8 protein-coding genes and 1 pseudogene are annotated in these 12,042 nt (G+C 39.4%); 8 read left to right on the forward strand and 1 reads right to left on the reverse strand.

What is annotated here, in order from left to right:
* Window positions 1-13 precede the first annotated feature (13 nt).
* On the reverse strand, window positions 14-1,753 hold the full coding sequence (locus L6494_RS14475; protein WP_237988418.1) for an NB-ARC domain-containing protein: 1,740 nt from the start codon (window positions 1,751-1,753) through the stop codon (window positions 14-16).
* Window positions 1,754-2,420: 667 nt separating this feature from the next.
* Between L6494_RS14475 and L6494_RS14480 the strand changes: the two genes are divergently transcribed.
* From L6494_RS14480 to L6494_RS14515, 8 genes and pseudogenes are all read left to right on the forward strand, one after another.
* The gene (locus L6494_RS14480; RefSeq protein ID WP_237988419.1) at window positions 2,421-3,341 is read left to right on the forward strand and encodes a helix-turn-helix domain-containing protein; all 921 of its coding nucleotides are present in this window, start codon (window positions 2,421-2,423) and stop codon (window positions 3,339-3,341) included.
* Window positions 3,342-3,704: 363 nt separating this feature from the next.
* Window positions 3,705-3,899, forward strand: a complete 195-nt coding sequence (locus tag L6494_RS14485) for a hypothetical protein (RefSeq protein WP_237988420.1) — start codon at window positions 3,705-3,707, stop codon at window positions 3,897-3,899.
* A 379-nt stretch (window positions 3,900-4,278) separates the two neighbouring features.
* Window positions 4,279-5,730, forward strand: a complete 1,452-nt coding sequence (locus L6494_RS14490; protein WP_237988421.1) for a HAMP domain-containing protein — start codon at window positions 4,279-4,281, stop codon at window positions 5,728-5,730.
* 77 nt (window positions 5,731-5,807) lie between these two features.
* Complete coding sequence (locus L6494_RS14495) at window positions 5,808-8,429, forward strand: hypothetical protein (RefSeq protein WP_237988422.1); 2,622 nt, start codon at window positions 5,808-5,810, stop codon at window positions 8,427-8,429.
* A gap of 67 nt (window positions 8,430-8,496) precedes the next feature.
* Window positions 8,497-9,276, forward strand: a complete 780-nt coding sequence (locus tag L6494_RS14500; RefSeq protein ID WP_237988423.1) for a MinD/ParA family ATP-binding protein — start codon at window positions 8,497-8,499, stop codon at window positions 9,274-9,276.
* 10 nt (window positions 9,277-9,286) lie between these two features.
* Entirely contained in the window at window positions 9,287-10,459 is a 1,173-nt protein-coding gene (locus L6494_RS14505; protein WP_237988424.1) for a DUF7005 family protein, read from the forward strand.
* Window positions 10,460-10,533: 74 nt separating this feature from the next.
* Window positions 10,534-11,628: a cyclic nucleotide-binding domain-containing protein gene (locus L6494_RS14510; RefSeq protein ID WP_237988425.1), complete on the forward strand. Its 1,095-nt coding sequence runs from the start codon at window positions 10,534-10,536 to the stop codon at window positions 11,626-11,628.
* Between the two features lie 257 nt (window positions 11,629-11,885).
* Window positions 11,886-12,023, forward strand: a pseudogene (locus L6494_RS14515) (heme biosynthesis protein); the annotation flags it as partial.
* Between the last annotated feature and the right edge of the window lie 19 nt (window positions 12,024-12,042).

A 12,042-nucleotide genomic window follows, 5' to 3' on the forward strand; every position in this document is an offset into this window, starting at 1 on the left:
ACACGATTAATTGTTATCGATAGCTGATATTAGTGAGGTCTAATTTTAGTTCTAAAAGCAGACTTTCAATATTGCTTTTGGCATAACCAACAACCAGGGGAGTTTTCCCATGCAACACAGAGAGAATTTTAGTTAAGTGTTCTTCAATCAGATTTTCATCTTTTAAAATTTTACATAGTTGGTTTTTGATGGGTTTAAGAATGAGGCGGACTTGCATTTCTTGGATGACTACATCTGTTTGTCTCTTTTTTACCAGAGCAAGAATTCGCAAAAGTTCAATTTTCTCAATTTTTTGATGTCTGGCGAATTCCTGAATCTCTGTACAAATATGCTCACAAATTTGGTTGATCACATATTGAGAAATTACAGGCTGCTGAAGTGAGAATACCACATCTTCTTCCACAACAGTTCTTTCAATTAGCGATCGCCTCAAGAGAGATTCTATGGCTTCGATTAATTCTGCTTGCGCCACAGGTGCTAAAATGTCGGCACGTAATTGATACAGGGAAATTGGTTGACACTCAATTGCCAGCCAGTAGAGAATTTCTTGTTCCAGAGCCGATATATACTCGAATTGCTCGTCTAAAATATCGTTCAGCTCACCAAAAACAATCGTCTCTTGTTTCAAGAAGGCGGAAACTTTGCCACCAAACAATTCTTGAATGGTATTAGCCACTATTTTTAAAGCTAAAGGATTACCCCGATAAAGTTGTATCAAGTCGTCCCAACTATCTTGATCTAACAATTTCTTCTCTCGGAAGATTTCCTTGGCTTGTGAGTCTAGCCCTTTGAGAGATAATGAGCGAACAGGACTGTTTTCTCCTTCCATCAGGACAATTTCTCTTGGTTTCTCACGAGCTATCCACATCAAACAGCTACGATGAGATTCTTGCCCTAATCGTCTGAGTAACTTGCCATAACTTTGATATCCTTCTCGATAATGTCCAGAAAAATGACTAATTTGCTGGATTCCTGTGGTTGTATCTAGAACGATTAGACAACGGTGTTGGCGCAGCAGACCAATAAAATTAGAGATTTGAGCGTCAATATCTTCTGCTATCACATAATTATTTAGCTGTGGTGAAATAAGTTGTGTGAGTTCCGCCAACAGTTGGCTGACTGATGGATCTTTTCGCAAATCTCGCCAAACCACAGACTCAAATTCATGCTGTGTCTGTTGAGTGCAATGTGCGGCTAGCGTTGTTTTGCCAATTCCCCCCATTCCTACAACTGCTAATAGTCGGCAACGATCATTGATGAGCCACTCTTTTAATGTGCTAAGTTCTTGAGTGCGCCCATAGAAAATACCGATTTCTGGTACTTCACCCCAATACAATTGGGGTTTTGTCTGAGGGCTGGTGAGGTGATCGGCTACACTAGGTACAACGCCATCACTACTGCTGTGAGATTGTCTTTCCTCTATCTTATTGATGCTGGCTTGTGACAAAGGATTGATCAATTCAGAAGAATATATGACTTTCTCTGGTATTCCTCCCCACAACCGCTCAATCATAAATCGGAAATTAGTTTTACTAATGTCCTCTTCCAAGGCTTCCGACAATAATTTCCACAGTTTGGGAGCTGCTACTTGTTTGATGTAACCCAGGCTGTACTGACAAGTTTCTGCAATCTGTTCATAGGTCTTAGCTTGCCAAGCTCCTCTCAATATAGTAGTCTCCACATCTCTCAAGTGCTGACCTGTGTTATTGAGAAGGACATTATCTATAGTTTTTATGACTTCTTCCACATTCATGGACGGTTAAGAGTATACATAAATTACTTTCTATAGATTAACTCTTATATTAACTTTATTTAAATATGAGAGTACATATTTACCGCCATTGTTATGTTACCACCTAAAAATAGTACCAACAATCCGTATTGACTATTTTTAACCAAAATTTAGCAAAAAAACTTTATAAATTTGAGTAAAGCCTATAATTACAGTTTTTCCTCAATAATATTGCCCAGCCAGTCATAAAATCGTTCCTATGACTCCAGAAACAACTGATTCAGTTGTTTCTGGAGTCACTATCCTCGATAATTTTACTCAGCATTCAGATAAAAAAATATTCTGTAAAGTTTTATCAAGAGATAAACTAAATTTAATCTTGGTTTATTAACGTAACAACATGAACCTTTATTAACTTAGTTAATAAAGGTTTGAGATTAACTTAACTACTAAGTACAATTTTGCCCATACTTGCAAAAGTTGCGCTTTTGGTCAAATTTTGACCAATTCCATTTACCCTGCTAGTACATTTGCTCTAAGTTTAGATCGTTGTGCTATGTGAATGCCGTCAAACCCAATTAAATAGACTACCTGACACGGCTGCATCTTTACCATCATTCCTAAAATGTGTTTTCAGTAAGTGGTTTTCTATTTCGGATCAGTCTATTAATTAAAGTGAGGTTGAACTATGGTTGCTAGCACCTGTATTGCTGGGCAAAGTAATTCTCAAATGACACTGAGACTCCAACAAGAAGAGTTACGCTTTACTAAGTTTTTGATGGATCGTGTAGCAGATCCAATTTTCTGGATAGAGCCGAATGAAAAACCAAACGCACAACTGTTATATGTTAATCAAGCAGCTTGTGGTTTGGTTGATTATCCTCACGATAAATTGGTATCTATGGGGATACAAGACCTAAACCTGGATTTCTTGAGCGATGTTTGGTCAAATTTCTGCAAAACTGAGAAAAAGCAGCGTTATTTATCTTTTGAAACACAACATCAGACAAAAGCAGGTCATAGCCTACCAGTAGAAATAACTGTCACTTCTATAGAATGTGAAGGCAGAAAGTATAGTTATCTCTTTATCTGTCATATCAAGTCACAACCAGTTTCTTCATTAGCGTTACAAAAAAATCAACAACCTATTTCCGCCAAAGAGATCGGCGATCGCCAATATTCCCTTACAAATACCCAGACAATACCACAATATCCTCTGTCAATATTTCCTTCAGACTCCCTGTTGCATCAAGTATTCAATTTTATTGAAGAAAATTATCATCAATCCATTAGCTTGTGTGATGTAGCCACAGCAGTCGGTTACTGTCCGGCTTACTTGACTAATTTAGTCCGTCGTCATACAGGGAAAACCGTGAATCATTGGATTGTTGAGCGTCGGATGTTAGCCGCACGTAATTTACTCCGGGAAAGCAATTTGTCGGTAAGTCAGATTGCGGAGGTAGTAGGCTATCAGCATGAAGGGCATTTTTTCCGGCAATTTCGTCAGAATCATCAAACTACACCTCAAGCTTGGAGAAAAACTCAGTTTATCAGTGTAGAACAATCTTCGGCATTACTGATGAAGAATATGGCGATCGCCGCTAACTAGCTGTTGTCAATACGTAAGTTCTAGCTTCTTTACCTAGAGTTAACCTCACTGCCAGATGCTAATACTGGCCCAGGAATTGGGGGTAATGGGAATGCAGGGGATTTAAGAATTACAACTGGCTCTTTAACTCTACAAGGGCGATCGCGTTTATTAGCAGATACATTTAGTGGTGAAGGTGGGAATATTCAATTGCAGGTGCAAGATGTACTCTTGATAAGGGAAAATAGTAGCATTTCTACCACAGCAGGACAATAAAACGCTGGTGGTAATGGCGGCAATATAGATATAAACACCAAATTTTTAATTGCTGTTCCTGGAGAAAATAGCGATATTACCGCCAATGCCTTTGCCGGCAAAGGTGGTTTGATTCAAATTACGACTCAGGGAATTTTTGGCATAGAAGAGCGCAACAACTTCACTACATTGAGCGATATTACAGCTTTTTCCCAACAAAATCCCCAACTCAATGGGAAGATAGTCATTAATATCCAAAATGCACAGATCAGTAATAATTTAGTTCATCTCCCAACAAATATTGTCGATGCCCTTAACGGGTGACAAGGTAGTTAAACAGCTTGTTTCATAAGGGATAGTCTCATTCACTTTAGTGTCCTCTAAATTATAGCCACCAGTTTTACAATCTTTAAATTTCTCAAATTATTGCCACATCTCATCTTCAACCACCTTGTCACCCGTTAAGACTTTGCTTATTGACATGATGTGGCCGCCCTAGGTGGGCAGCTAAGTAATCGCAAAGGCTTATAGGAACAACAAAAATGTGAGTCTTAGAGGAAAATCCGGTATTGAAGTCAATATTCATATATCTTATGATGCGAATTATCAATAGGAGCAACTAGGCAACTTCTGAAATTGAGTTCACCTCTTTATCAGTTCTGTTGATAAATATAATCTTTCAACAGTTCTCAGTATTGATTCCATGAAACTATTTAAGCGGTTATTTTTTATACCTAGTTGGGCGATCGCTACTAAAATTTCCGTAGCATTGATATCAGCAGTTTTCATACCGATGAGCTTTACAGCGTATTACAATCTGCGAGAGAGCTTAGATCATGTGGAGAAGGCTGAATACCGTAAACTGGAGCTATTGGCTACTAGTACCGCTAGTCGCCTAGATCAACTGATTGTTGATATTCACCGTCTAGTTATTCAAGTTAGTGGTGATCTCAATGTCGTGGATTTCATGTCTGCTAAAACACCTGAACAGCAAGAAACCTTATATCCCAGACTGCAAAAAACTCTAGAAAATATTTACCGTTCCAATCCAGATTTTGATGCTGCTTATATTTTAGATATCAAAGGTAAATGTATTGCTGCCACTGATCCTGTATTTATTGGTAACAACTATGCCTTTCGCCAATACTATCGCTCCGCCATCCAGGGAAAACCCTATGTATCTAGTATCTTGATGGGTAAAACAACCAGACGACCTGGATTATATTTTTCCTCTCCTGTGAAATCGGAAAGTGGCACGATTATAGGAGTCATGGTACTCAAAATCAAAGGACAAGGCATTTGGACGATAGTCGATTCATTAAGCGTAGACGATCAAACCCACGGTTTCCTGATTGATAAAGATGGGTTAATCGTCAGTCATGCCGATAAATCTCTTTTATATAACTCTATTCTCCCCCTTTCACCAGAGAAAACACAACAATTAATGTCTGATAGAGGAAATGCTTTCACTTCAATTAAGAACTTGAATATTCCCGAATTGCAAGTGATGGTGAGAGCCAAGCAGACAGGACACACCAATTATTATTCTCAACTTGAACAAAAGCCAATGATTGTTGGCTTTTCTCCCATGAAAATAGAACCGTGGGTATTAGGAATAAGTCAATCTAGAGAACAGTTTGAAGTTCCTTTGAATCACCTTGTTTTGTTCAATGTTACTATTGTCATAATTGTGGGAGGAATTACCACAATCGTTGCTTTGTTTTTAGGTTCTAATATTTCTCGACCGATTCACGCTCTGACAGCAGCTGCAAAAGCATTAGAAAATGAAGATTTTAATCAGGAAGCGCATGGTACGTTAATTAAAGTTTCTCATAGTCAAGATGATATCGGTCAATTAGTCCGTGTCTACTTAGATATGTCCAAAAAAGTGAGGATGCGAAATCAGGATTTAAAAATGCAAGTTCAAGAACTTCGCATAGAAATTGACGAAGGAAAAAGGGCTAAATATGTTGAAGAAATTACAGGAAATGAACACTTTGAAAATATCCAAAAAAAGATTCAAAAGTTGAAACAAAATGGAGTGGTTGCTAGCGAAACTGAGATGGGCTACTACGATCGCTTGCAAAATCAAGTACGATCGCTCAAGACGAGATCAGCTTTGAGTGTACCCGTTGCCGATATTAGTAAAACTTGACAAATTAATTAATATAGGCATTGAAATGTTGCGAAGTCAGAAAGGGAATTTACCATATTTGCCAGGAGGTGACATATATGTCATCCAATGATGAACTGATATCTCGTGAAGAGGTACTAGCAGGTTTACCCGCCAGACGGGCTAATACACTACTATTTTTAATCGAAAGTCGAACCGCCCAGATAGCGGCGCGATCGCGTGTAGAGTTTTCATTAGCAGAACAATCTGCTAATGAGCGCGATTTGGCTTTCCTAGAGGCTTTTGCTTTAGGAAATTCGCCACCACTGCGTCCTACCATTCAGCAACTAGAACGCCATGCTAGTCAGTGGGCTTCTTTAGTACCAGAGAACCCCAGACTCAAAGCCGCGATCGCTCAAGCTCTGGGACAGAAGTATACTTTTACCTATCAAGCAGTACCTAATATTCGGGCAACTTTAGGTCTAGATGACAAAGCGGTGCAAACAGCTTACTCTCGTCTGTATAGAACGCAGCTATTAAACATATTTGCATCCAGCGTCACATTCATAGAAGAGTTCCGTTGGAGGTTGACAGACGTATCGCAAAAAATCGAATCTTTACCACCTTTTTGGCTAGCCTCATTACTTACAGTTTCTCTTGGTCTACCCCAAGCTTTTTTAGCCTTACCCATTGCTGTAGTTGATATTGGTCCATTACCGACTGTGGCCTTTTTGCTGATTATCGGTGTGATTAACATTGTGACTATGGCTTGTATGGCCGAGGCTTTTGGTCGTAGTAGCGACTTTCGTTATGGTCATACTTTTATCAAGCAATTAGTATCTAATTATTTAGGACAAGTCGGTTCATTTATACTTTCAATATCTGTTGGTATCCGGGTCTTTTTCATCGCTTTGGCTTGTTATATCGGTTTGTCAACGACAATGGCCAACTTTACCCAGATACCAGCAGCACTTTGGGCTGTATTGCTGTTTGCTGCGGGACTATATCTGCTATCGCGCAAATCCCTAAATTTCACAGTTTCGGTATTGGTATTACTAGCAGCAATCAATGTTGGTTTGCTGCTCATCCTTTCCCTGCTGGCATTACGCCATGTGCAGATGGAAAACCTATTATATGTCAACTTACCCTTTCTCAATGGTCAACCTTTCCAACCCTGGATACTACAAAGGGTTTTTGGTGTTGGTCTGATGCTTTACTTTGGACACGTCTATGTTGGTGAATGTGCTAAAATTGTCCTTCCCCGTGACCCTAGTGCCTCATCCCTAATTTGGGGTAGCGTAGCGGGAACTGCTTTTTTAACTGTAATTTTTTGCCTCTGGATCTTGGTTGTCAATGGAGCGATCGCACCTCAATTATTAGCCAAACAGTCAGGAACAGCCTTAGAACCACTAGCCGTTCAAGTTGGTTCTATCGTTCCAGTTTTAGGAACAGTTTTAGTTATCCTGCTGTTGGGAATGGCTTGGCTGCGTAGTTCCAGTCTCCTAGTCAACCTAGCAAAGGAGTGGATACCTGCCCCATCTCGTCCTATTTTGATGTTACCTCGTCAAGGGGGAACATTGAAATTTCACCCCCCTAGTAACTCTATTTGTGTTCCTTATATCGGTATCACTTATTTGGGAATTGTAGATGCTCAACCAAAGTTTCAAATAGATATTCAGTTAAAGGGTAACATCTACCATGTAGAGATTGCGGTGACGGAGCATTGGGAGATAAAAGAGTTATTTACTCAATTTCCCGACCTAGGCCAGTTTAATACCCAGTTGATGCTTGATATCCAGTCAGCTAACAATGATCGTGTATATCTGCGAATCACTTCAGCAATGAGCCTAGGTTACGAAGCTAATTTGAAAGTTGAACACAATCATACGACTTCTGAATACAAAAAGCAGACACCACGCTTCTGGGTAAAACTACTCAACCAGCGTCGCTTCTTATTATCCGTTAGCCCCTTATTCTTGGTCTTTGTGCTGACTGAGTGGCTATTCTTTGTGGGTACGCAATCCTTTACGAATATACTCGCGTTTGCTGGTGTACTTGGTAACTCCCTCGTAGGCGGCATTTTCCCAATTTTACTCTTGGTTTCTAGTCGACGAAAAGGTGAACTGATGCCCGGAGTAGTTTTTAAGATCCTCAATCATCCGCTTTTCAGTGCGGGTATATATAGTATCTTTTTAGGCATTCTGTTTGTTCACGGTTTATTCATCTGGCAAAATCCTCTGGCGCGAATCAGTGCCTTAAGCATTGCCTCATTATCACTCGGAGCAACTGTAGTGATGAAAATTTATGGTGCTTTTGCCTCCCGTGTGGTGGTAGAACTGCGAGAGGAGCAGCAACAAGGTGGGCATTCTGTCTTTACAATCACGGCTGGTGGACAACCAAAGATTGCACAGGTGCTATTGGGATATGCAGATGGTGAAGTACATCACCAAGCCGCAACGGTGGATATTCCTGTACTCTCATCTCTGCGTTATGCCATCTTTTGCCTACCAACCAAAGGAGAGAAAGAAATGAAAGTGTGGACACATGGGAGTAAATATGAAAATAAATCTAATAGTCTGCCTACATTGGTGGAAATTGAGAGTGGCAATAAAAAAATGCAGTTTGATTTAAAGTTATCCAGTGGCAAAGTTTTGCTACCCCTGATTAGTGATAACTGCTGGTTGAAGTTCACATTTCCAGAGCAATTGTCTCAGAAGGAGCGTAGCCTATCGCTTCCTTAAAAATAGCCGGAAATATGGACAAGGAAAACCCACAAACAATGATGAATTTCTGAATAAAAGGTGAATTATGGCACAAATTCTATCTGTTCATTCCTTCCGTGGTGGCACTGGTAAATCAAACACCATTGCTAATATTGCAGCTACTATGGCAATACAGGGAAAACGAGTGGCTATTGTTGATACTGACATTCAATCTCCTGGGATTCATGTAATTTTTGGTCTGAACGAAGACAAAATTACATATTCTCTCAATGATTACCTGTGGGGACGTTGTGAGATCAAAGATACTGCCTACGATGTTACGCATACTCTGATAACTGGACAGAACCATACAGATAAAATCAAGGGTAGTCTTTACTTAATTCCCTCTAGTATTAAAGCTGGCGAAATTTCCAGAATTATACGTGAAGGGTATGATGTAGTTAGACTTAACGATGGCTTTCAAGAAGTTATCGTTAGTCTCAATCTAGATTATCTATTCATTGATACTCATCCTGGTTTGAATGAAGAAACGCTAATTTCCATTGGGATTTCTAATATTCTGATCATTATTCTCCGCCCAGACCAGCAAGACTTCCAAGGAACTGCTGTCACCGTGGACGTAGCCCGCAAGCTGCGAGTGCCAAAAATGTTCCTCGTGATTAATAAGGCACTACCCAGCTTAAATTTTACCGACTTGCAACAACAGGTAGAAAACATCTACAACGTCCCTGTAGCTGGGATTTTACCCCTCTCTGAAGATATGGTGCAATTAGCTAGCAAAGATATTTTCTCTGTACAGTATCCTGAACATCCCATCAGCCAAGCGATTAGAAACATTTCTGCCCAAGTTGCTAAGATTGCTTAATGAAATACCTATGAATGACCAAAAAAACTTTCGCGCTAGTGTACTTGCTTCCTATGGTGCTAGTAGCTCAGAAATAAATGAGTTACTCGCATACAACCATAATGTTTTTCATCATCAGTTCAACCATCCGATTACATTTCCCTTACCACCTGAACCCCATTTAGCTATTTGGGAAGAGTACGCTGCTAAGGCAAACCTTGTTGGAGCATTTGCAGTTCTCCAGCAACACCTAGTACAATTTCAGTTCCCCATACTTGAGGGTATCAGTGAAACTCAAGCATATAGACGTGCTACCCGTAAGGGTGCGTCTGTCGATGACATGGTTGAGGCAACTGGTTTAGTCTTGCAGCAACCAGAGCAACTGCAATTAAGCATACATCCCAGTCTGGGCGGCAATATCCCGGTTTTAATACCTGCAAACCGGGAAGATTTTGTTTCTCTGGTACAAGCTCTCACAATGAAAAACGAACCCAAGCCAGTTCCCGCATCAATGGGAGCTTGTATTGTCAGTGGGTTCAACAATTGGGATAGAATTCGCCGCTATCGCCAACAATGGGAGTTGCAAAATCCGCTTAATTGTTCTGCAAGTAATTGGGTATTGGAGTTTCAACGCCTGACTCTGAAGAAAGAGCTTTATCAAGATAGATTCATCATTTTGAGTAATAGTCCTTATAGTAATATTGCAGCCAAAGAAATCGGTCTAGATAAATTTGTCTGGCAGCATTTATCCTTAACAATTCGGCTAGAACATGAATGTACTCACTATTTAACACATCGCTTGTTTAACTCAATGCGAAACAATGCCTTTGATGAACTTATTGCCGATTACAGAGGTATTGTAGCTGCAATTGGATATTATCGAGCCGATTGGTTTTTACGTTTTATTGGCTTAGAATCGTTTCCTGATTATCGAGAAGGAGGTAGATTGCAAAATTACCGGGGACAGCCGCCACTTTCTGATGGTGCTTTCAAAGTTCTCAAGTCATTGGTGAAGGTAGCAGCAGAAAATTTACAGCGTTTTCACACAGAGTATATTAATGATTTTAAAACTCCCAAATACCAACTTCGATTTTTAGTCGCTTTATCTTATTTAACATTAGAAGAATTAGCCGAGCCAGGATTCAAATTATGGATTCAACAAGCTTTGCAGAAATCATCTGCAACAGTGCTGAGTAACGTGTAGTGAGCCAAAATTACATAATTGTACTCGGTAAATGGAATAGAGAACTTGTCGTTCTAAATGAGGATAATTTTGTTATGACAGAAGTTTTACTGAAAGAATTGAGCAACAGTGATATCAATTGGATAGTTGCCAATAGTCGTCAGGAAGAATTATCACCTGATAGTGTACTAATTCCCGAAGGGGAAGCTGTCGATTATTTATATATTTTATTAGATGGAACATTAACAGTTAGGATTTCTCAATCTGAAAATAATCCTTTGAATCGAGCCTTTGCCGCTATTGATAGTAATGTTAATTCAGATTGGGAAATAGCTAGGTTTTCCAGAGGTGAAATAGTCGGAGAAATTCCCTTTGTAAATACTCGTCCAGATGTCACTACTATTAAGACTTTAGAGAAATCATTAGTGATGTCAATTCCTCAAGAAAAATTAGCCCCAAAATTGCAGCAAGATATTAGTTTTGCATCTCGCTTTTATCGAGCGATCGCAATTATGTTTCTAGACAGACTACAAAGGATCATCGGTCAGATTGGTCGGCGTAACCTGACACAAACTAAGTCTTTGAGAGATATGCTATTTGTGTTAGCCGAATTACATGATAGTGACATTGATTGGATCATGGCTTGTGGTGTTCCTGAAAAAATTCCTGCTGGTCAAATTATCATTTATGAAACCAGCCCTGTGGATGCGCTATATATTATCTTGAGTGGAAAAATGTCTCTGTCTATTTCTGAAGATGAGCGTAATCCCTTGGTTCGTGCTTTTGCAGCTATTGAAGGTAACGAAATTGTTAGTCGAGAGATAGCGAGGTTATCGAAAGGTGAAATCATAGGAGAAACACCCTTTGTTGATGGTCGTCTTTCTTCTACAACAGTTAAAGCTATGGAAGACTCTATTGTTTTGTCAATTCCTCGACAGAAATTAGCAGTCAAACTACAGCAGGATATAGGGTTTTCATCTCGTTTTTATCGAGTAGTTTCTATTCTAGCTGCTAATAGATTACAGGATATTGTGAGTAGAGTCAGTTATGGCAGAAGGGTTTATAGTCAAGGTCTATCACTGGGCAAAAATGTGGAATACGAAGATGAGTTAAATATCCATGTTTTAGATAAGATGGCATTGGCGGGAAAAAGATTTGATTGGATGATTGAGCGCATGAGTATGGCTTAAATGTGAACTGGTCAATTTCTGCACATAAATAAAACGTTTTTATTTGACGATCTACCTTATTCATGGGTGGTTATTGCTGAAAAATATTCATGTTTAAAACTGTATATTTTTTACAGTTAGTGGAGAAATATTCATCATATATATTTCTCCAAACTACGGGAATTACAGTCTTAAATATGAATATTATTAGGTATGTTATATATCTATTCTATACCCTGATTTATTCTGGTCTTCTTATCGGGACAGGTGGAGAAAATAATTTAGGTGCAGATACTCCCCAAGGTATATCCCATTTGTGGGGTTTCTTCAAAAGTTGTCAGTATGCAGAACTCTGTCGGGGTGGCTGTAATTGGACAGCACACGTTTTCTTTAATAAACGCGGTAATAATCCTTACGAACTATCAATCCAGGGTT

Source organism: Nostoc sp. UHCC 0870 (genome assembly GCF_022063185.1).
GTDB lineage: Bacteria > Cyanobacteriota > Cyanobacteriia > Cyanobacteriales > Nostocaceae > Trichormus.